Here is a 20,025-nt window from a genome sequence, read left to right on the forward strand (position 1 = left end):
GTGTCTGCTCAGCGGCTGAGGGCGAGCAGTTCCTCAGCCGCGGGCAGCGCGCGCTCGCGGTCCGCGGCGACAAGGCCGATTCGGGTGCGCCGGTCGAGGATGTCGTCGACGCTCAATGCGCCTTCGTGCGTGACGGCGTACTCGAACTCCGCGCGCGTGACATCGATGCCCTCGGCGACGGGTTCGGTGGGCCGTGAGCATGAGGCACCCGCGATGACGTCGGGCGCCTCGGCGCCGTAGCGAGCCACCAGCGACTCCGGCAGGTGACCTGAAACGCTGTGCGCTGCACCGGGATTGGACGGCGCACCGATCAGCGGGAGATCACGGGTCCGGCACGCACCGGCGGCGAGCCCGCGCAGCGCGACAGCGCGATCCACGACGTCCTCGGCCATGAACCGGTATTCGGTCAGCTTGCCGCCGATCACGCTGAGCACGCCGTTCGGCGACTCGGTGACCGCATGCTCTCGCGACACGTCCGCGGTCCGGCCGGCGCCGGTGTCGATCAAGGGCCGCAACCCGGCGTAGCTGCCGACGACATCGTCCGGTCCGAGTGACGTCGCCAGCGCCGTGTTGACGGTGTCGAGCAGGAACTGCACCTCCTGCGAGGTCGGTTCGGGCACATCGGGTATTGCCCCGGGGGCGTCTTCGTCGGTCAGCCCGAGGTAGACGCGGCCCAGCTGTTCGGGCATCGCGAAGACGAACCTGTTGATCTCGCCGGGGATCGGAATCGTCAGTGCCGCAGTGGGATTGCCGAACGCCGCCGCATCGAAGACCAGGTGGGTGCCGCGGCTGGGCCGCAGCCGCAGCGAGGCGTCGACCTGTCCGGCCCAGACTCCGGTCGCGTTCACCACCGCTCGTGCCGACACCTCGAGCGTCTCCCCCGTCAGCGTGTCGGTGAGCGTCACCGAGGTTCCCGACGCCGCGCTCGCCTCGACGTGGGTGAGGATGCGGGCGCCGTGCTGCGCGGCGGTGCGCGCCACCGCGGTGACCAGTCGCGCGTCGTCGACGAGCTGACCGTCATAGGCCAGCAGCGCCCCGTCCAGGCCGTCGCGACGCACAGTCGGGGCCATCGCGACGGCTGCGGCCGCGCCGATCCGGCGTGAGCGCGGCAGCACCGATGCGGGTGTGCCGGCCAGCGCCCGCAGACCGTCACCGGCGGCGAATCCGAATCGGACGAGCGCCCGCGACGCGCGGTTCATCTCGGGCAGCAGCGGCACCAGTTGCGGCATCGCGTGCACGAGGTGAGGCGCGTTGCGTGTCATCAGGATTCCGCGCTCCACGGCACTGCGCCGGGCGATGCCGACATTGCCGCTGGCGAGGTATCGCAGGCCGCCGTGCACCAGCTTGGAACTCCACCGGCTGGTGCCGAAGGCCAGATCGCGTTTCTCGACCAGGGCCACCGACAGCCCACGCGTCGCAGCGTCGAGCGCGATGCCGGCACCGGTGATGCCGCCGCCGATCACGAGCAGGTCCAGCGGTGCGCCGTCGCCGAGCTCCTGTAGTTCGGCGGTGCGCCGGGCGGCGTTCAACGCGGTATTCGAGGAGCTGCTCATGAGGCGAGGTATCCGTTGAGCGCGCGGGCGAGTTCGACGTTGATGGCGTCGGCGTCGAGCAGCTTCTCCACCATCTGGGCGGACTGGATCGTGGACTGTGTGATCAGCAGGCACATGGCACCCATCTCGTGCGGGTCACCTTGACGCACACTGCCTTCGGCCTGGCCGGCCTTGATCGCTTCGGCGAGCGCGTCGATGAGGATCTGCTGGCTGGTGCCCAGACGTTCGGCGATGTAGACCATCGCCAGGTTGGGCGCGTTGCGGATCACCGACTGCACGACTTCGTCGTTGCGCAGGTGCTCAGCGACCGCCACCACGCGCTCGACCGTCGCCTCCCGGCCGGCGCCGCGATCGGGCACCTGCTCGAGCACCCCGGAGATGCGCACGGTGAGCAGCTCGGCGATCACCCACCGGATGTCGGGCCAGCGCCGATAGATGGTCGGGCGACTGACCCGGGCGCGCCGCGCGATCTCGGTCATGGTCGTCCGTTCGACACCGTAGGCGAGGATGCACGCCGCGGCGGCGTCGAGAATGCGCTTCTCGACACTCGAATCGGAGTTACGGATTGACACCATCTGTAATACTGTAACGCATGTCTTCGCTTGCCGGCCAGCCCACACGACCTCCGATGGCATGGAACGCCTGGGGTGATCCCGCCGCAGCGAAGCCGCTGTCGCCCGGTATTCGCTCGCTACTCACCCAGGCCCTGGGCATCGACGCCGAGCCGACGGCAGAGCCCACCCTCGACCAGGTCAGGGTTCGCCCATCGGCTCTGTCGCCGAGCGACCGCGAGGGTCTCGCCGCGATCCTCGGCGCCGAGAACGTCCTCGTCGAGGACCGCGACCGGCTGCTCCGCGCAGGCGGCAAGTCGACGCTGGATCTGTTGCGCCGCAGGGATTTCGGCGTGCAGGACGGCCCGGACGCGGTGCTGGTGCCCGGCGAAGACGACGAGGTGGCCGCCGTGTTGCGATTCTGCGCCGACCACAGCATCGCGGTCGTTCCGTTCGGCGGTGGCACCAGCGTGGTCGGCGGCCTGGACCCGCTGCGGGGCGACTTCAAGGCCGTGGTGTCGGTGGATCTGCGCCGGTTCGACGAGCTGCACTCGCTCGACGACGTCTCCTGGGAGGCCGAGCTGGGCGCCGGCCTGACGGGACCCGACGCCGAGCAGCTGCTGAACGAGCGCGGCTTCTCACTCGGCCATTTCCCGCAGAGCTTCTGTTTCGCCACGATCGGTGGCTTCGCCGCAACCCGCTCGTCGGGCCAGGATTCCTCGGGCTACGGCCGCTTCGACGACATGGTGCGCGGCCTGCGTGCCGTGACGCCGGCGGGAGTGTTCGATGCGGGCCGCGCACCCGCATCGGCCGCGGGACCGGATCTGCGGCAGCTTCTGCTCGGTTCCGAGGGCACTTTCGGCGTCATCACGAAGGTCCGGGTGCGCGTCCATCCGGTGCCGGAGACCACGCGCTACGAGGCATGGTCGTTTCCCGACTTCGCCACCGGCGCGGCCGCGTTACGGGCCGTTGCGCAGACCGGTGCGGGGCCGACGGTGATCCGGCTTTCCGACGAGGCGGAGACCGGCGTCAACCTGGCCACCGCCGACAGCATCGGCGAGACCCAGATCACCGGCGGCTGCCTGGCCATCACGGCCTTCGAGGGCACCGAGGCCCACGTCGCCAGCCGCCACGCCGAGACGCGAGACCTGTTGTCCGCCAATGGTGGAACGTCACTGGGCGAGGGCCCGGCACGCGCGTGGGAGCACGGCCGGTTCAACGCCCCCTACCTGCGAGACGGGCTGCTGTCGGCCGGCGCGCTGTGCGAGACGCTGGAGACCGCGACGTCGTGGTCGAACGTCCCGACACTGAAGGCTGCCGTCACCGACGCACTGACCCGCTCGCTGGCCGATTCGGGGACGCCTGCGCTGGTGATGTGCCACATCTCGCACGTCTACCCCACCGGCGCGTCGCTCTACTTCACCGTCGTTGCCGCCCAGCGCGGCAACCCGATCGAGCAGTGGCGCGCCGCCAAGACCGCCGCCTCGGAAGCGATGGTGCGCGTCGGCGCGACGATCACCCACCACCACGCGGTCGGCGCCGACCACCGCCCCTGGATGCGCGACGAGGTCGGTGACCTCGGCGTCGCCGTGCTGCGTGCCGTGAAGTCGACCCTCGACCCCACCGGAATCATGAACCCGGGCAAGCTGATTCCGTGAACCGGATCGTCGTCCTGACCAACCCGGCCTCCGGGCACGGCAACGCCCGCCACGCCGCCGAACGGGCGATCAGCCGCTTCCAGGAACGCGGCGTCGACGTCGTCGCACTCGTCGGCCGTGATCCCGCCCATGCACGCGAACTCGTCGAGGGCGCGTTGGAACGCGGCATGGACGCGCTGGTCGTGGTCGGCGGCGACGGCATCGTCTCGCTCGCGCTGCAGATCCTCGCGCAGACGCCGACCCCGCTGGGCATCATCCCGGCCGGCACCGGCAATGATCACGCGCGCGCGTTCGGCATCCCCACCGGGCCCGAGGCGGCCGCCGACGCGGTCGTCGACGGCGAGATCGGCATTTACGACCTGGGGTTGATCGCCGGCGCCGACGGCACCCGGCGGTGGTTCGGCACGGTGATGGCGGCGGGTTTCGATTCCCTGGTCACCGATCGGACCAACCGGATGCGCTGGCCGCACGGGCGCATGCGCTACAACCTGGCCATGCTGGCCGAGATCTCCCAGCTGCGGTTGCTGCCGTTCCGGCTCACGTTCGACGGCACCGAGGTCGAGACCGAACTCACGCTGGCCGCGTTCGGCAACACCCGAAGCTACGGCGGCGGCATGCTGATCTGTCCCGGCGCCGACCCGACCGACGGGCTGCTCGATGTCACGATGGTCGCGTCAGCATCCCGCACGCGGTTGATCCGGCTGTTCCCGACCGTGTTCAAGGGGACCCATGTGAACCTGCCGGAGGTGACGACCCGGCGTGCTGCGACGATCACGGTCGAGTCACCGGGAATCAATGCCTACGCCGACGGCGAGTACGTGTGTCCGCTGCCCGTGGAGCTCACCGTGGTGCCGGGCGCGTTGAGGGTACTGGGACCCGCTACCCGACCCCGCGGCTGAGCCAGCTGACTTCGGCGCCCACTCCGCCGTCGCGGTAGGCCTCCAACGCCTCGTCCCACGCGGTGCCGAGGACGGAGTCGAGTTCGGCGGCCAGCATGTCGGCACCGGAGGCCATCAGGGTGCGCAGCCGCATCTCCCCGACCATCACGTCGCCGTTGGCGCTCATCGCGCCGCTCCACAGGCCGAGCTGGGGGGTATGGCACCAGCGGTGCCCGTCGACGCCGTGGCTCGGGTCTTCGGTGACCTCGAACCGCAGCACCGACCAGGACCGCAGGGCATTGGCCAGTTGAGCGCCGGTGCCCACGGGTCCCACCCAGTTCGTCACGGCACGCAGCTGCCCGGGCATGGCCGGTTGCGGCGTCCACTTCAAATTCGCCCTCGCGTTGAGGGTCGACGACAACGCCCACTCGACGTGCGGGCACACCGCCGCGGGTGAGGCATGTACGTACACCACACCCGTCGTCGTGTCGGCGAATTGATTCGCTGCACGCATCTGTTGCTCCTTCGGCTCCACGAGGGACGTCTTCCCCAACGACCTGGTGGTTTCCGAGTGAGTCAGCAGATGAAATTGTTTCTTTCGAGGTAATTGTGCCTTGTGAGACGCGTGTTGCGCTAGTCCGCCCTGTAATCTCTCAGAACTTCATCAGACAGGGCGGGCATCACGTCGTGCGCCCAGTCACCGAATGGCCGGTCGGTGAGCACGACCAGGGCCAACGCGGCGTCGGGGTCCACCCACAGCAACGTCCCCGATTGGCCGAAGTGCCCGTAGGTCCGTGGCGAGTTCTGCGCTCCGGTCCAGTGGGGTGATTTGCCGTCCCGCAGTTCGAAGCCCAGTCCCCAGTCGTTGGGCCGCTGCCTACCGAACCCGGGCAGCACTCCGTCGAGGCCGGGGAACTGCACCGATGTGGCGGCCTCGTGCATCCGCTGCGACACCAGGGCCGGCGTCAGCAGCTCACCGGCGAACGCCGTCAGATCGGCCACGGTCGACGTCGCGCCGTAGCCGGCCGCCGGTGCACCCCCGTCCAGGGTGGTGTCCGACATCTGCAGGGGGTCGAACACCGATTCGGTCAGGTAGTCGGTGAACGGGATGCCCGACTCGCGCTCCAGCACCTCGGCCGCGACGGCGAACCCGTGATTGGAGTAGATCCGCCGGGTGCCCGGTGCGGCGAGCACCTTCTCCGAGGTCATCTCGTAGCCTGCCGTGTGTGCCAGCAGGTGGCGGATCGTGGCGTTCGGCGGTCCGGCCGGGGTGTCGAGGTCGAACACGCCCTCCTCCACCGCGATCTGGATCGCGCGCGCGGCGAGCAGTTTGGTCACCGAGGCGAGCGGAAAGGTCTGCGTCTGGTCGCCGTGGCGGGCCAGCGTTCCGTTGCGGTCGACGACCGCGGCGGCGACGGTCGGGACGGGCCAGTCGGCCAGGGCGTCGAGTGCGCTCATCGGTGATGAGCCTAGCGACGACGCCGGGGCCACATATTAGGGTTCAGGCATGACTCAGACGGTGCGCGGCGTGATCTCCCGTTCGAAGGGCCAGCCGGTCGAGGTGGTGGACATCGTGATCCCCGATCCGGGGCCGGGTGAGGTCGTGGTCGACATCCAGGCGTGCGGGGTGTGCCACACCGATCTGCACTACCGCGAGGGCGGCATCAACGACGAATTCCCGTTCCTGCTCGGCCACGAGGCGGCCGGCATCGTCGAGACGGTCGGCGAGGGTGTCACCAACGTAGAGCCCGGTGACTTCGTGATCCTGAACTGGCGCGCGGTGTGCGGGCGGTGCCGGGCCTGTAAACGCGGCCGCCCGCATCTGTGCTTCGACACCCACAACGCCGCGCAGAAGATGACGCTGACCGACGGCACCGAGCTGACTCCCGCGCTCGGCATCGGCGCGTTCGCCGACAAGACCCTGGTCCACGAAGGTCAGTGCACCAAGGTCGATCCGGCCGCCGACCCCGCCGCGGCAGGCCTGCTCGGCTGCGGCGTGATGGCCGGTGTGGGCGCGGCCATCAACACCGGCGCGATCAACCGCGACGACACCGTCGCCGTCATCGGCTGCGGCGGCGTCGGTGACGCCGCGATCGCCGGCGCCGCGCTCGTCGGTGCCAAACGCATCATCGCCGTCGACATGGACAACCGAAAGCTGGAGTGGGCCAGGCAGTTCGGGGCCACCCACACCGTCAATGCCAAGGAGCTCGACGCCGTGGAAACGATCCAGGACCTCACCGACGGGTTCGGTGCCGACGTCGTGATCGACGCGGTCGGGCGGCCCGAGACGTGGAAGCAGGCCTTCTACGCGCGTGACCTCGCGGGCACCGTGGTCCTGGTCGGCGTGCCCACTCCCGACATGACGCTGGAGATGCCGCTGATCGACTTCTTCTCCCGCGGTGGGTCGTTGAAATCGTCGTGGTACGGCGACTGCCTACCCGAACGGGACTTCCCGACGCTGATCTCGCTGTATCTGCAGGGGCGGTTCCCCCTCGACAAGTTCGTCTCCGAACGCATCGGACTCGACCAGATCGAAGATGCGTTCCACAAGATGCACGCCGGAGAGGTGCTGCGCTCGGTGGTGGTCCTGTGAGCGCCATCCAGCGGCTGGTCACCAGCGGCACGTTCGAACTCGACGGCGGCAGCTGGGATGTCGACAACAACATCTGGCTCGTCGGCGACGACAAGGACGTCGTGGTGTTCGACGCCGCGCACAGCGCCGCGCCGATCATCGAGGCGGTCGGCGGCAGGAACGTGATCGCGGTGGTGTGCACCCACGGCCACAACGATCACGTCACGGTCGCGCCCGAATTGGCGAAGGCCCTCGACGCACCGGTGCTGCTGCATCCCGCCGACGATGTCCTGTGGCGGATGACGCACCCCGACAGCGACTTTCGCGCAGTGAACGACGGTGACACGCTGTCGGTGGGAGGCATCGAACTGCGTGCGCTGCACACCCCCGGCCACTCCCCGGGCTCGGTCTGCTGGCACGCGCCGGAGCTGACCGCGGTGTTCAGCGGTGACACGCTGTTCTCCGGCGGTCCGGGTGCCACCGGGCGCTCCTTCTCGGACTTCCCCACCATCCTGGAATCCATCTCGGGACGGTTGGGCACCCTGCCCGGCGACACCGTCGTCTACACCGGCCACGGCGATACGACCACCGTGGGCGATGAGATCGTGCACTACGACGAGTGGGTCGCCCGCGGTCACTGAGTGTCGAGGATCCGGCGCTTCTCGGCCTCGAACTCGGCGTCGGTCAGCGCCCCCGAATCGCGCAGGGCCGCAAGCGTCTCGAGCTGTCGCAGACGCACCGCCTCGTCGGTGGGCTGGTAACTGTGCACCGGCGGTGGGACGGGTCCGGGCCACTGCGCGTCGTCGAGGACGATCGGGCCGGGCATCGGTTGCGGCCGGCGCCCGGAGCGAGCCCACCACGTGATCGCCGCGGCGAGCTCGAGGAGTCCGAGTGCGATCAGCCCGCCGCACGCCCACAGCACCCAGCCGGGTGAGCTGTCCTTACCGAAGGCCAGTCGCGGGTTGATGTAGCCGCCCACCGATCCGTCCGTCCGGACGTCGTACACCCCGCCCTGGGCGACCTGAAGGGTCCAGATGCGCACGCGCACATCGTTGTTCACCGATGTCGTCGATCCGATGTCTTCGGTCAGCACGGGATCTGGCACGCCGTCGGGAGCGTCGATGCCGATCTCGAGCGGTGGCACCGGGAAACCGCCGTCGATCCCTCCCGTCACCGAGGTGTGGAAGTTGACCGTCACCTCACCTGCGGGCAGCTGCACCCGTCCCGACCCGGGCACCGGGATCTCGCCGTAGGCGTCGAAGTCGTCGAACACCACGGCGCTGAGCACGAGCGTCACGATCAGGCCCGCCACGCCCGCGATCAACGTCATCACCGCGGCGACCACCGCGATCTTGGGGCCGGTCCGAGCGGTCACGCGCGTCAGTGTCGCACGCCGGGTTGCACGCCGGGCTTTTCGTCGGCGCGGACCGCGCGCAGGGACTACCGTCTCGAAGATGCCCGAGTCGAGCATCGTGGTGCGACCGGAACCGGTCGACAGCGGCACCTACACCGCCGCGTCGCGGCTGCAGGCCGCCGGGCTGACGCGTGCCACCGAGATCTTCGCCGACGCCGCCGCCGCAGTGCCCCTGCCCACCCCGCCGCAGCCGATCGTCCTGGCCGACTACGGTGCGGCAACGGGACACAATGCGCTGTTGCCGATGGGCGCGGCGATCTCGGTGCTGCGCAACAGAACCCGCCCGGAACACTCGGTGCTCGTCGCCCACACCGATCGGCCCGACAACGATTTCACGGCGCTGTTCCGGACGCTGGAGGAGGACCCCGACACCTACCTGGCCAAGGACCGGGCAGCGTTCGCCTCCGCGGTCGGGCGCTCGTTCTACTCGCAGATCCTGCCGTCGAACAGCGTCAACCTGGGGTGGAGTGCGTGGGCGATCCAGTGGCTGAGCCAGGTGCCTGCGCCGGTGGTGGGTTCTCACCTGCAGGTGGCCACGTGCGGCGACGACGAATTGCAGGCGGCCTACGCCAAGCAGGCAGCGCGGGACTGGCACGAGTTCGTCGCGTTCCGCGGTCGCGAGCTGTGTCCCGGCGGCCGGCTCGTGGTGACCACGATGGGTATCGGCGACGACGGCGAGGTGGGGTTCCGGCCGCTGCTCACGGCCATCGCGGATGCGCTCGCCGAGGTGACGGCCGCCGGCGTGCTCAGCGCCGACGAGTCCGCGCGGATGTGCATCCCGACCGTGTCCCGGACGGCCGCCGATGTCACGGCGCCCTTCGCGCCGTCGGGGGTCTTCGAGCGGCTGTCGATCGCGCACCTGGAAATCGTCGATGCGCAGGATCGGTTCTGGGACCGATATCAAGCCGACAAGGACGCCGTGGATTTCGGAGCGCGCTGGGCCGGCTTCGCGCGGGCCTCGCTGTTCGCCGCCCTCAGTGCGGCGCTGGACGGGGGCCTCGCGAACCCCCGCTGCGCCGATCTGCACGAGCGGCTGGAGAAGGGCATCGCAGAGCGGCTGGCCGCGGCCCCGGAACGCACCCAGATCCCGCTCGCCTACGTCGTGCTCGAGAAACGCCGCTGAGTTCAGCGGATGGTTCCCACCCCGGGGATCAGCGGCAGATCCAGCGCGGTCACCCAGCCGGGTGAGAGCGCGTTGACCGCCGGGACCGCGTTCAGCGCGCGCAAACCCGTGGCCAGACACCCGGCGGCCGCGGCGTCCCGGCCGGAGCCGTCGGTGAACCGGAATGCCGTCTCCTGGCTGATGCTGGGCGTGCCCTCGATGTCAACGCGGTACACGTCGTTCTCGGTGCCCGACGGCCAGTCCGGTGCGGCGTCGTTGCCGATCCGGTTCACATGTTCGACCTGGATACGCGTTTCTCCCCGGTACACGCCGTTGATCGTGAACCTCACCGCGGCAACGTTGCCCGCCGCGATGACGCCCTTGGCGGTCGGCCGATCCACCGGCGTCACCCACTTCTCCCACGTCGTGGTGATCTCGTCGAGCATGATGCCAGCGGCGTGGGCGATCATCGGAACCGTTGCACCCCAGGCGAACACGAGGATGTCGGAGTTCTCCAGCATCGCCGTGTACTCCGGCGGCCTGCCGATCCCCATCTCCCGGTCGTAGTCACCGGTGTAGTTGGTGTAATCCAGTAGCTCCGATGCGCGCACGGTGCGAACCTCGGAGCACAGGCCCATCAACGTCATCGGGAACAGATCGTTGGCGAAGCCGGGGTCGATGCCGGTGGTGAAACACGACGACTCCCCCAGTTCGCAAGCGACCGTGACGGGTTCGATCCAGTTGGGCGGATTGAGGTGCATGGTCGGCCAGATCCAGGGCGTCATCGCCGTCGAGCACACGTCGATCCCGGCGCGCAGGAACCGGGTGATCACCTCGATGTTGGTGTCGGCATGCGCGGCAGTCGGGCCGTAGTGCACGAGGGCGTCGGGCTCGAGCGCGATCAGCGCGTCGATGTCGTCGGTGGCGCTCAGCCCGAGCGGTGCCGACAGCCCGCAGATCTCACCGACGTCGCGACCCACCTTGTCGGGGCTGCTGACGCCCACCCCGATCAATTCGAAGCCGGGATGGTCGACGACCTCGGCGATCACCATCTTGCCGACGAACCCGGTTCCCCAGATGACGATCCGCTTCGCGTCCGCGCGTGTCACGGCGATCCCCCGGCTAGAAGCAGCGCCGTAGGCCACCGGGTTCACAGATCAGCGGATATCGGTCGACGGGGGTCGCGAGCGGTTCCTTGTAGGCCATCGTGAACCTCGTCGTGATGATGCCCGGCGGCAGACCGCAATTGCCGTTGTGCTGCGTCTGGCGGGTACCCGTCATCGTCACGTCGTCGAATTTCACGACGTCCACCGTCGGCGCCCACGAGCCGTCCGGGCACTGCATGCCCCGGTCCGTCGGCGTCGTGTAGGCCCACTGACCACCGGTGAGCACCGCGTCACCGCCGACGAGGCCGGCGCTCGCCTGCACGTGCAACCGGCAGCCGACGGGAAGGTACAGCGCCTCCCGGAGGTCGCCGACCACCGGAACGCACGACGGGAAAATCGTCCAGGTGCCCGGCTTGCCGCCTTCCGGGGTGACGGTGAAGACGCCTTCTATGACCTGGTCGGCCTGGGCCGGGGCGGCGGCGCCCACCAGTGCGCAGACACCGAGCAGGAACGCGGCCAGGGTGCGCATCATCGTCACGCCGCGAGTATTTCAGCCCGGAGTAGACAAAGTCACGGGTTTGCCTATTCGCGGTATCGGGTAATCGCACTTCAACTGGCTCGAGTTTCCGGGGTGGTGAAATATGGCGAGGACGGCGGTGCAGACCGCTGTCCTCGTCATTTTCGTGCTCGTCGCGTCCTTGACGGGCTGCTCGACGGGTAACCGGGTCGATCTCGGTGAAGGAGCTGCCGGATCGCTGATCGCCGCGATCGCCGGGGAGCCCGATCAGCTCGACCCGCACAAGACCACCGCCTACTTCTCGTTCGAGGTGTTGGAGAACGTGTTCGACACCCTCGTCGAACCCGACGAGAACCTGCAGATGCGTCCCGCCCTGGCGACCTCGTGGGAGGTCTCCCCCGACCAGCGCACCTGGACGTTCCATCTGCGCCCCGGCGTGAAGTTCCACGACGGCAGCCCGCTCACGGCCGACGACGTGGTGTTCTCCTACCGCCGGATCATCGACGAAAAGCTCGCCAACTCCGACAAATTCAGCGCGGTCACCGCGGTCGAAGCTCCCGATCCGGCGACGGTGGTGCTCCGCGTGAGCCGGCCGACGCCGAACATGCTCACCAACATCGGCGGCTTCAAGGGCATGGCGATCGTGTCGCGGCGCAACGTCGAGAGCGGGCAGATCGCGACCAACCCCGTCGGTACCGGCCCGTTCCGCTTCGCAGGCCGCAAGAGCGGCGACTCGATTTCGCTGGTCGCCAACCCCGACTACTGGGACGGCCCGCCCGGCGTGCCCGGGGTGACGTTCCGGTTCATCTCCGAACCGTCGACGGCGCTGTCTGCGCTGCAGGCGGGTGAAGTCGACTGGACGGATTCGATTCCGCCGCAACGTGTCCGCCAACTCTCCGATGACGAGTCGCTTCGTCTGGCAGTGACCCCGAGCAACGACTACTGGTATCTGGCGCTCAACGAAGCGAAGGCGCCGTGGAACGACGTGCGGGTACGCCAGGCGATCGCGTACGCCATCGATCGCGACGCAATCGTCGCCGCGACCAGTTACGGCACCGCGAAGATCAACGAGCTCGCGATCCCCGAGGGCAACCCCTGGTACACCCCCTACGACCGCTATCGCAGCGGAGGGCTGGACAAGGCACGTGAGCTGCTTGGCGAGGCCGGCGTCACGCCGGGCGATCTCGACATGCTGGTCACCACCGAATATCCGGAGACCGTGACCGCGGCGCAGATCATCGCCGACAACCTGGCGCCGCTGGGCTTCACGGTGAACATCCGCACCGTCGACTTCGCGACATGGCTCGACGAACAGAACTCGGGGAACTTCGACATGCTGATGCTCGGCTGGCTGGGCAACATCGACCCCGACGACTTCTACTACGCCCAGCACCACACCGACGGCTCGAGCAACGCGCAGAAGTTCTCGGACCCGGAGGTGGACCGGCTGCTCGACGCCGGCCGTGTCGAAACCGACCCCGCCGCGCGCAAGGCCGACTATGCCCGCGCCGCAACGCTGATCGCCGACAAAGTGAGCTACATCTACCTGTACAACTCCTCGGTGATCCAGGCCTGGAACCCGGCGCTGACGGGTTACGAGGCCCGCCGCGACGGCGCCGTGCGGTTCCGGCACGCGGCGCTGGACAAGGGTGGGGATGCGTCATGACGAGGGTCCTGTCGCATCCGATCGCCCGGTTCGTCGCACGCCGGGTGCTGTATTCGCTGATCGTGCTGCTGGGTGTCACCGTGGTGGTGTTCGCGCTCGTTCACCTGGTGCCCGGTGACCCGGTCCGCATCGCGCTGGGCACCCGCTACACCCCCGAGGCGTACGAGGCGTTGCGCAGCGCCAGCGGGCTGGACCGGCCGATCCTGTCGCAGTTCTTCGGCTATGTCGGCTCGGCGCTCACCGGTGATCTCGGCGTCAGTTTCCGCAACGGCGACCCGGTGACCGTGACGCTGATGGAGCGGCTGCCTGCCACCCTGTCGCTGGGTGCGGCCGGCATCGTGATCGCCGCGCTGATCGCGCTGCCCGCCGGCACGTACTCGGCTCTGCGGGAAGGCCGGCTCAGCGACGCCATCGTTCGGGTCACGAGCCAGTTCGGCGTCTCGATCCCCGACTTCTGGCTGGGCATCCTGCTGATCGGGCTGTTCTCGACGACGCTGGGCTGGCTGCCCACCTCGGGGTACCGGCCGTTGTTCACCGATCCGGCGGGCTGGCTGAGCCACATCATCCTGCCCGGGCTCACCGTCGGCGTCGTCGCCGCTGCGATCATGACGCGTTACGTGCGCGCCGCGGTGCTCGACGTCGCCGCCATGGGCTATGTGCGGACCGCACGCTCCAAGGGGCTCTCCCCACGCGTCGTCACGTTCCGGCACACGGTGCGCAACGCGCTGGTGCCGATCCTGACCATCACCGGAATCCAGCTCGCCACGCTGCTGGGCGGCGTCATCGTCGTCGAGGTGGTCTTCGCGTGGCCGGGCCTGGGCCGGCTCGTCTACAACGCGGTGGCCGCCCGCGACTACCCGGTGATCCAAGGCGCGGTGCTGTTGATCGCGGCGCTGTTCCTGGCGATCAATCTGATCGTGGACGTGCTCTACGCAGTGGTCGATCCGAGGATCCGGCTGGCATGACGACCACCGAGCCCACCCGCGTCTCGTCCTGGCGCATTCTGGCGCGCAACCCGGTCACCGCGGTCAGCGCGCTGGTCCTGCTCGCCGTCGCCGTCATCGCGGTGTTCGCGAACGCGATTGCGCCGCATGGAGTCAACGATGTCGACGTGCCCGACGCGCTGCAGCCGCCGAGCGGCGCGCACTGGTTCGGCACCGACGAGCTCGGCCGTGACGTACTCTCCCGCGTGCTGGTGGCGACGCAGGCCTCGATGCGTGTCGCGGTGATCAGTGTCGCGTTCGCCGTCGTGGTCGGGGTGACGGTCGGAGTGCTGGCCGGTTACCGGGGCGGCTGGCTGGACACCGTGCTCATGCGCCTGGTGGACGTGATGTTCGCGTTCCCGGTCCTGCTGCTCGCCCTGGCCGTGGTCGCGATCCTGGGGCCGGGACTGACGACGACGATTCTCGCGATCGGCATCGTCTACACCCCGATCTTCGCCAGGGTCGCGCGGGCCAGCACGCTGGGCGTGCGCACGGAACCCTATGTGGCGGTGTCGCATGCGATGGGCACGCCGGATCACGTGATCCTGCGCCGGCACATCCTGCCCAACATCGCCGGCCCGCTGATCGTGCAGACCTCGCTGTCCCTGGCCTTCGCGATCCTGTCCGAGGCGGCCCTGTCGTTCCTCGGTCTGGGCATCCAGCCGCCGGAGCCGTCGCTGGGCCGGATGATCTTCGACTCGCAGGGATTCGTCACGATGGCGTGGTGGATGGCAGTGTTCCCGGGTGCGGCGATCGTGGTGATCGTGCTGGCCTTCAACCTGCTCGGGGACGGGCTGCGGGACGTGCTCGACCCGAAACGCCGCACCAGCGCCGAGGCACGAGGGGTGCAGCGATGACCGTGTTGGCGGTGGACGATCTGGGCGTGCGCATCGGTGCGCGCACGATCGTCGACGGCGTCTCGTTCTCGGTGGCCCGGGACCAGACGGTGGGCATCGTCGGGGAATCGGGGTCGGGCAAGTCCATGACGGTGCTGGCGGCCACCGGCCTGCTCGACGCGCCGGGGGCACGCGTCTCGGGATCGAGCACGCTCGCCGGTGACCCGGAGGTGCAGCTCGTCGGCGCTCGTGCCAAAGACCTTCGCCGCGTGCACGGTTCGCGCATCGGGTTCGTGTTCCAGGACCCAGGCACGTCCCTCAATCCCCTGCTCACGCTGGAACGTCAGATCACCGAGTCGCTCGAGACGCACCGCCGGGTGACGCGCCGGGAGGCGCAGTCGCGGGCTCTGGAGTTGCTCGAGGCCGTCGGGCTGCCCGACCCGGCGACACGCCTGCATGCCTACCCACACCAGCTCTCCGGCGGCCAGCGACAGCGTGTGATGATCGCGATCGCGCTGGCGTGCGATCCGGAACTGCTCATCGCCGACGAGCCGACGACCGCGCTCGACGTCACGACGCAGGCGCAGATCCTCGAGCTGGTGCGGACTCTGCAGCGGGACTTCGGCACCGCGGTCGTGTGGATCAGCCACGATCTCGGGGTCATCGGTCAGGTGGCCGACACGGTGACCGTGCTACGCGACGGCGCGGTCGTGGAGCAGGCGCCGATCCTCGACGCCTTCGATCGACCCCGTGACGACTACACCCGTGACCTGCTGGCTGCCCGTCCCGTCCTCGATGTCGCTGGCCCGCAGGCGAATCCGGATGCCGAATCGCTGCTCGAGGTCGACGGCCTCGACGTCTCGTTCACGGTCACCACCCCGGTGGGCAAGTCCACCGTGCACGCCGTCGATGACGTCTCGTTGCGGATTCGGCGTGGCACCACGCTGGGGCTGGTCGGAGAATCCGGGTCCGGCAAGTCGACCGTCGCGGCGGCCCTGACCGGTCTGGTGACCCCCGACAGCGGCAGCGCCACGCTCGCGGGGGCGGACATCCTGAACGTGAAGCGCTCGGAGGTCAAGGCGCTACGCCGGCGGATCGGACTGGTGTTCCAGGACCCGTTCTCGTCGCTGAATCCACGTGCGCGCGTGGAGACGTCGATCGGGGAGCCACTGATGGTGCACCGGCTGGTCGACGGTGGCGCCGCGCGCCAGAAGCGGGTGGCCGAGCTGCTCGACCTCGTCGGCTTGCCGACCGAATTCGCGCAGCGCTATCCCCACGAACTGTCCGGCGGGCAGCGGCAGCGGGTGAGCATCGCCCGCGCCCTGGCCGCCGAGCCGGATCTGCTGATCCTCGACGAGGCCACCGCCGCGCTGGACGTGTCGGTGCAGGCGCGCGTTCTCGATCTGCTGGCCCGTCTCCAGCAGGAACTCGGATTGGCGTATCTGTTGATCGGCCACGACCTGGCGGTCATCCGCAAGCTCAGCCACGACGTCGCGGTGATGCGGGGCGGCGCGGTGGTGGAGAACCGGCCGGCCGAGCAGTTGTTCACCAACCCCGAGCACGAATACACCCGGGCGCTGCTGGCGGCGGTGCCCCCGGTGCGCCCGCGCGCTGCCGTCTGAGCGCCCGTGAGAGGGTGCAATCATGAGTCAGCTCAACGGCAAGGTCGCGTTGGTCACGGGAGCGTCGGCGGGGCTGGGTGCGGCCACCGCGCGGCTGTTCGCCGAGCGGGGTGCGACGGTGTTCGGAATCGCCCGGGACGCAACGAAAATGGCGGAGATCTTCGCCGACGTCCCGGGCGGCGCGTTCGCCTCGGTGGACATCTCCTCACGTGAGGCGTGCGCCGCGGCGGTCGCGGACTGCGTCGAGCGGTTCGGCCGCCTCGATGTGCTCGCCAACATCGCGGGCTTCCACCGGATGCGGCACACCGCGTCGATGACCGACGACGACTGGGACGTCGACCTGGCGGTCAACCTGACTGCGCCGTTCGCACTGTGCCGGGCCGCGCTCCCTCACCTGCTGGCGTCGGGGGGCAACATCGTCAACGTGTCGTCGATCGCGGGCGTCGAGGGCGAGGTGTACTCGGCCGGGTACTGCGCGGCCAAGCACGGGCTGGTCGGCCTGACGCGGGCATTGGCCGTCGAGTTCACCAAGGAGCGACTGCGGGTCAACGCGGTGTGCCCCGGCGGCATGCCGACCGCGCAGACCACCGAGTTCGAAGCGCCCGAGAACGCCGACTGGGATCTGATCATGCGGATCGCGTCGCCGCGCGGATTCATGGCCACCGAGGATGTGGCGAAGGTGATCGCATTTCTGGCCAGCGACGACGCCGCCGCGATCCACGGCGCGGTCTATCGCGTCGACAACGGCAAGGGTGCTGGCTGAGCCAGGAAACACTGCCATGACCGGCGAACTCGGCGCGGCGCTGTTCAGCGAGGTGGCGATCCAGAATCCCGCCCCGCTGTACGCCCGAATGCATGGGGCGGGCCCGGTGCACCGAATAGGAGATTCGGATTTCCATGCGGTCTGTTCGTGGGATGCGGTGATCGATGCGGTGGGCCGGACGGAAGACTTCTCGTCGAATCTGACCGGCACGATGACGTACCAGCCCGACGGCACCGTCGGCGTGTTCGACATGGACGAATTGGGCGGGCCGACCCAGGTGCTCGCGATCGCCGACGATCCCGTCCACGCGGCCCACCGCAAGCTGCTGCTCCCCCACCTGGCGGCGAAACGCTTCCGTGAGCTCGAGTCGTTCGTCACCGACACGGTCGCCCGGCTGTGGGACGAGGCGCTGCTGCATGACCGGATCGACTGGATGTCGGCCATCGCCAACCGTTTACCGATGATGGTGGTGTGCCGGCTGATCGGGGTCCCCGAGGACGACGTCGACCGGTTGACGGAGTGGGGCTATGCCAGCACGCAACTGCTGGAGGGCCTGGTCGGTGCTGACGAACTGGCCGCGGCGAGCACGGCCGTCGCAGAATTGGCGGCCTACATCGCGAGCCTGCTCGACAGCCCCGCACCGCCGGGCACACTGCTGGCGGATCTGGCTTCGGCGTGCGCGGCGGGCGACGTCGACGAGGTCACCGCACAGGTGATCATGGTGACGCTGTTCAGCGCAGGCGGTGAATCGACCGCGTCGCTGATCGGTTCGGCCGCATATGTTTTGGCGAGCCAGTCCGAGCTGCAGCGCCGGCTCCGCGACGACCCTGCGCTGATCACGCCATTCATCGAAGAGGTGTTGCGCGTCGAGCCGCCGTTTCGCGGGCACTACCGCCACGTGGTGCGCGACTGCGAACTCCACGGCTATCGGCTGCGCGCCGGCGCGCGCCTGGTCCTGCTGTGGGGAGCCGCCAATCGTGACGCCGCCCACGTGGACGCCCCTGACGAATTCCGCATCGATCGCCGAGATGCCAAGAGCCACATAGCGTTCGGCCGGGGCGCGCACTTCTGTGTCGGCGCGTCGCTGGCGCGACTCGAGACTCGTCTCGTACTGGAGCACCTGTTGAGGCGCACGGATGATGTGCGCGCCATGTGGCCGGCCCGGTGGCTGCCGAGTCTGCTGGTGCGACGCTTGGAATCGCTGCCCCTGACGGTTCAGAACGGCGGCGGATCGTAGGTTTCGGCGAGCCACGCCCGATGCTCGCGATCGCGTTGTGCGTCGAGCTCCATACGCTGCCTGCGCTCGCGGGCCACGCGGTCGCGGCGATCTTGCTCGCGAGTCGTGGTCCGACGCGGCATCATCGCAGTCTTGCCCGAGCCGTCCGGGGCATTCGTGCAGTCAGGGAGGCCGCCCGTCGACGACGCGAGAGACGGAAAGAGTTGTCCGCCATGAGGATCAGTCAGATAGACCAGGCCCGTGGGAGCGATGAGTACAACGGTGCCGTCGGGCCGCTGCTCGTCACGCCATCCGTTGAGGCCGGTGTAGAAGGTCTTGATCAGATGGTGGACACGGCAGTACAGCTTGGTGTTCGACGGGTGGGTGGGACCCGCGGGCCACGGTGTCGTGTGGTCGACATCGCACCGCTGCGCCGGAGCATCACAACCAGGGAAGCGACATGTCAGGTCCCGCCAGTGCAGGAAATCCGCAAGCCGGCGCGACGGCCGATATCCACACTCCGCCTCGTCACAGGGCCTGCCGACCGGACGCATGTCGGCCGCCGCAGCGTCATCACGCACCGACTCGGCGGGCAGGATTCCGAACCCATCCAGATAGCCGGGTGCGTCACTGCGCCCGTCGACGGTCGCCTGCTCGGCGAGGATGTGCACCACGACACGGGCGGCCGAGGCATCGAGCGCCGCAGCCGGGCAGTCCTGCGACGCGCAGCAGCACGCCAACGTCGATTCGCCGCGGCCGAGTGCGCCGCACGCGGCTGCCCGCCGTTGCATGGGGGTGCGAGGATCGGCCTCGCACACAGTGGCGGCCAGCGCGTCGAGGCGCTTGTCGAGCGCCGCGGCATCGAGCGCGTCGAGCAACCCGCCTGCGAATGCCGTACCGGGTTGATGTGATTCGACAGTGAAATGCAGGTTGTCGCGGACGTCCGGCGGGACTCGAACCCCGGCCGGGTCGAATGCTGCGACCCACTGATCCACGCGGTCCTTCAGCTTGTTCTCCGACAAACGCATCCAGCCGATCAGCTTCGGCGCGAGGGCGGTATCGAGTGCGGTGATGATGCCGCTTTCGACGTTGTCGGTGCGATTGAGCACGATCCGCACCATGCGTAGATCGATCTCCCCGCGCGCGAAGACGGCCGCGACCGCGGGGAGACGTGAGTGCAGCGACACCGCCATGCGGACCTGGCTCCCGGCGCGCCAGCGACTGATGTTCTGCGCCGCGGACACTTCTGCAGCCACCGCCTCGGTGACGTCGACAACCCAGCACTCCGCCCCCGGGTGCTCACGAGTCCGCAGCGCGTGGAGCCGGGCCACCGCGGCGAGGCGCTCGGCGATGGCCCGCGACTCAGCGCGGGTGGCGCACCCCATTGCGAGGACGCAATCGACGGCCTCTGCGGACTCGAACATGTGTTCGATACTACCGGTGGGGTCCGACCGCGTTGACTGTGATGTCTCAGGACATCGGTGACAGTTCTGCATCAGGACTTCGGTGACAGTTGATGTGTCAGGACTTCGGTGACGGTCTGTCGGTTTTGGGGCGTGGGCCCCGTGGTCGACCGTTGCCGACGTAT

The 20,025-nt window shown here is 68.9% G+C and carries 19 protein-coding genes; 11 read left to right on the forward strand and 8 right to left on the reverse strand.

From position 1 onward, the window contains the following. Positions 1 to 8: 8 nt before the first annotated feature. Positions 9 to 1,553 (reverse strand): glycerol-3-phosphate dehydrogenase/oxidase, encoded by a 1,545-nt coding sequence (locus tag DMB80_RS15305; protein ID WP_111510632.1) that lies wholly within the window; start codon positions 1,551 to 1,553, stop codon positions 9 to 11. Then, positions 1,550 to 2,128 carry a TetR/AcrR family transcriptional regulator gene (locus DMB80_RS15310; protein WP_111510633.1) on the reverse strand — a complete coding sequence of 193 codons (579 nt, stop codon included), beginning with the start codon at positions 2,126 to 2,128 and terminating at the stop codon, positions 1,550 to 1,552. Before DMB80_RS15310 ends, DMB80_RS15305 begins: the two co-directional genes overlap by 4 nt. A gap of 53 nt (positions 2,129 to 2,181) precedes the next feature. On the opposite strand from DMB80_RS15310, the gene DMB80_RS15315 reads away from it, so the two are divergent. Both DMB80_RS15315 and DMB80_RS15320 read left to right on the forward strand, forming a co-directional pair. Beyond that, on the forward strand, positions 2,182 to 3,762 hold the full coding sequence (locus DMB80_RS15315; RefSeq protein ID WP_111510634.1) for an FAD-binding oxidoreductase: 1,581 nt from the start codon (positions 2,182 to 2,184) through the stop codon (positions 3,760 to 3,762). Next, entirely contained in the window at positions 3,759 to 4,661 is a 903-nt protein-coding gene (locus DMB80_RS15320; RefSeq protein WP_111510635.1) for a diacylglycerol kinase, read from the forward strand. The genes DMB80_RS15315 and DMB80_RS15320 overlap by 4 nt, the downstream gene beginning before the upstream one ends. Here the strand turns inward: DMB80_RS15320 and DMB80_RS15325 are convergent. Together DMB80_RS15325 and DMB80_RS15330 are read right to left on the reverse strand one after the other, a co-directional pair. Then, positions 4,642 to 5,154, reverse strand: a complete 513-nt coding sequence (locus DMB80_RS15325; RefSeq protein WP_046363431.1) for a DUF3145 domain-containing protein — start codon at positions 5,152 to 5,154, stop codon at positions 4,642 to 4,644. The genes DMB80_RS15320 and DMB80_RS15325 overlap by 20 nt on opposite strands. Before the next feature lie 119 nt (positions 5,155 to 5,273). Continuing rightward, entirely contained in the window at positions 5,274 to 6,098 is an 825-nt protein-coding gene (locus DMB80_RS15330; protein ID WP_111510636.1) for a serine hydrolase domain-containing protein, read from the reverse strand. Between the two features lie 49 nt (positions 6,099 to 6,147). On the opposite strand from DMB80_RS15330, the gene DMB80_RS15335 reads away from it, so the two are divergent. Further along, a complete protein-coding gene (locus DMB80_RS15335; protein WP_111510637.1) occupies positions 6,148 to 7,233 on the forward strand; it encodes an S-(hydroxymethyl)mycothiol dehydrogenase in 1,086 nt (361 codons plus the stop codon). Next, positions 7,230 to 7,853: an MBL fold metallo-hydrolase gene (locus tag DMB80_RS15340; RefSeq protein ID WP_111510638.1), complete on the forward strand. Its 624-nt coding sequence runs from the start codon at positions 7,230 to 7,232 to the stop codon at positions 7,851 to 7,853. The genes DMB80_RS15335 and DMB80_RS15340 overlap by 4 nt, the downstream gene beginning before the upstream one ends. Here DMB80_RS15340 and DMB80_RS15345 read toward each other — a convergent pair. After that, a complete protein-coding gene (locus tag DMB80_RS15345; protein WP_111510639.1) occupies positions 7,847 to 8,587 on the reverse strand; it encodes an SHOCT domain-containing protein in 741 nt (246 codons plus the stop codon). The two genes, DMB80_RS15340 and DMB80_RS15345, sit on opposite strands and share 7 nt — an antisense overlap. 79 nt (positions 8,588 to 8,666) lie before the next feature. Here DMB80_RS15345 and DMB80_RS15350 point away from each other — a divergent pair, with 79 nt between their 5' ends. Continuing rightward, positions 8,667 to 9,749, forward strand: a complete 1,083-nt coding sequence (locus DMB80_RS15350) for a class I SAM-dependent methyltransferase (RefSeq protein WP_111510640.1) — start codon at positions 8,667 to 8,669, stop codon at positions 9,747 to 9,749. A gap of 2 nt (positions 9,750 to 9,751) precedes the next feature. On the opposite strand, the gene DMB80_RS15355 is transcribed toward DMB80_RS15350, so the two are convergent. Together DMB80_RS15355 and DMB80_RS15360 are read right to left on the reverse strand one after the other, a co-directional pair. Beyond that, positions 9,752 to 10,780, reverse strand: coding sequence for an NAD(P)H-dependent amine dehydrogenase family protein (locus DMB80_RS15355; protein WP_420812185.1), 1,029 nt, complete (start codon positions 10,778 to 10,780; stop codon positions 9,752 to 9,754). A 70-nt stretch (positions 10,781 to 10,850) separates the two neighbouring features. Continuing rightward, a complete protein-coding gene (locus tag DMB80_RS15360) occupies positions 10,851 to 11,366 on the reverse strand; it encodes a hypothetical protein (protein ID WP_420812186.1) in 516 nt (171 codons plus the stop codon). Between the two features lie 109 nt (positions 11,367 to 11,475). On the opposite strand from DMB80_RS15360, the gene DMB80_RS15365 reads away from it, so the two are divergent. Genes DMB80_RS15365 through DMB80_RS15390 form a run of 6 tightly spaced genes read left to right on the forward strand, consistent with a single transcriptional unit; the run spans position 11,476 to position 18,458 of the window. Further along, positions 11,476 to 13,017, forward strand: coding sequence for an ABC transporter substrate-binding protein (locus DMB80_RS15365; RefSeq protein ID WP_111510643.1), 1,542 nt, complete (start codon positions 11,476 to 11,478; stop codon positions 13,015 to 13,017). After that, positions 13,014 to 13,982: an ABC transporter permease gene (locus tag DMB80_RS15370; protein WP_111510644.1), complete on the forward strand. Its 969-nt coding sequence runs from the start codon at positions 13,014 to 13,016 to the stop codon at positions 13,980 to 13,982. The genes DMB80_RS15365 and DMB80_RS15370 overlap by 4 nt, the downstream gene beginning before the upstream one ends. Further along, entirely contained in the window at positions 13,979 to 14,857 is an 879-nt protein-coding gene (locus DMB80_RS15375; protein WP_046363419.1) for an ABC transporter permease, read from the forward strand. Before DMB80_RS15370 ends, DMB80_RS15375 begins: the two co-directional genes overlap by 4 nt. Next, entirely contained in the window at positions 14,854 to 16,458 is a 1,605-nt protein-coding gene (locus DMB80_RS15380) for an ABC transporter ATP-binding protein (RefSeq protein ID WP_111510645.1), read from the forward strand. Before DMB80_RS15375 ends, DMB80_RS15380 begins: the two co-directional genes overlap by 4 nt. Before the next feature lie 22 nt (positions 16,459 to 16,480). After that, on the forward strand, positions 16,481 to 17,221 hold the full coding sequence (locus DMB80_RS15385; RefSeq protein WP_111510646.1) for an SDR family NAD(P)-dependent oxidoreductase: 741 nt from the start codon (positions 16,481 to 16,483) through the stop codon (positions 17,219 to 17,221). A gap of 16 nt (positions 17,222 to 17,237) precedes the next feature. Beyond that, entirely contained in the window at positions 17,238 to 18,458 is a 1,221-nt protein-coding gene (locus tag DMB80_RS15390; protein ID WP_111510652.1) for a cytochrome P450, read from the forward strand. Here DMB80_RS15390 and DMB80_RS15395 read toward each other — a convergent pair. Then, on the reverse strand, positions 18,437 to 19,861 hold the full coding sequence (locus DMB80_RS15395; RefSeq protein WP_111510647.1) for an HNH endonuclease signature motif containing protein: 1,425 nt from the start codon (positions 19,859 to 19,861) through the stop codon (positions 18,437 to 18,439). The genes DMB80_RS15390 and DMB80_RS15395 overlap by 22 nt on opposite strands. Positions 19,862 to 20,025 lie beyond the last annotated feature (164 nt).

This window comes from Mycobacterium kyogaense (assembly GCF_003254575.1).
Lineage (GTDB): Bacteria > Actinomycetota > Actinomycetes > Mycobacteriales > Mycobacteriaceae > Mycobacterium > Mycobacterium kyogaense.

Coding starts and splice junctions, on each gene's coding strand:
- DMB80_RS15380 (WP_111510645.1), top strand. CDS start 14,854: ATGACCGTGTTGGCGGTGGACGATCTGGGCGTGCGCATCGGTGCGCGC.
- DMB80_RS15390 (WP_111510652.1), top strand. CDS start 17,238: ATGACCGGCGAACTCGGCGCGGCGCTGTTCAGCGAGGTGGCGATCCAG.
- DMB80_RS15315 (WP_111510634.1), top strand. CDS start 2,182: ATGGCATGGAACGCCTGGGGTGATCCCGCCGCAGCGAAGCCGCTGTCG.
- DMB80_RS15375 (WP_046363419.1), top strand. CDS start 13,979: ATGACGACCACCGAGCCCACCCGCGTCTCGTCCTGGCGCATTCTGGCG.
- DMB80_RS15325 (WP_046363431.1), bottom strand. CDS start 5,154: ATGCGTGCAGCGAATCAATTCGCCGACACGACGACGGGTGTGGTGTAC.
- DMB80_RS15330 (WP_111510636.1), bottom strand. CDS start 6,098: ATGAGCGCACTCGACGCCCTGGCCGACTGGCCCGTCCCGACCGTCGCC.
- DMB80_RS15355 (WP_420812185.1), bottom strand. CDS start 10,780: ATGGTGATCGCCGAGGTCGTCGACCATCCCGGCTTCGAATTGATCGGG.
- DMB80_RS15360 (WP_420812186.1), bottom strand. CDS start 11,366: ATGATGCGCACCCTGGCCGCGTTCCTGCTCGGTGTCTGCGCACTGGTG.
- DMB80_RS15395 (WP_111510647.1), bottom strand. CDS start 19,861: ATGTTCGAGTCCGCAGAGGCCGTCGATTGCGTCCTCGCAATGGGGTGC.
- DMB80_RS15310 (WP_111510633.1), bottom strand. CDS start 2,128: ATGGTGTCAATCCGTAACTCCGATTCGAGTGTCGAGAAGCGCATTCTC.
- DMB80_RS15350 (WP_111510640.1), top strand. CDS start 8,667: ATGCCCGAGTCGAGCATCGTGGTGCGACCGGAACCGGTCGACAGCGGC.
- DMB80_RS15335 (WP_111510637.1), top strand. CDS start 6,148: ATGACTCAGACGGTGCGCGGCGTGATCTCCCGTTCGAAGGGCCAGCCG.
- DMB80_RS15370 (WP_111510644.1), top strand. CDS start 13,014: ATGACGAGGGTCCTGTCGCATCCGATCGCCCGGTTCGTCGCACGCCGG.
- DMB80_RS15385 (WP_111510646.1), top strand. CDS start 16,481: ATGAGTCAGCTCAACGGCAAGGTCGCGTTGGTCACGGGAGCGTCGGCG.
- DMB80_RS15305 (WP_111510632.1), bottom strand. CDS start 1,553: ATGAGCAGCTCCTCGAATACCGCGTTGAACGCCGCCCGGCGCACCGCC.
- DMB80_RS15365 (WP_111510643.1), top strand. CDS start 11,476: ATGGCGAGGACGGCGGTGCAGACCGCTGTCCTCGTCATTTTCGTGCTC.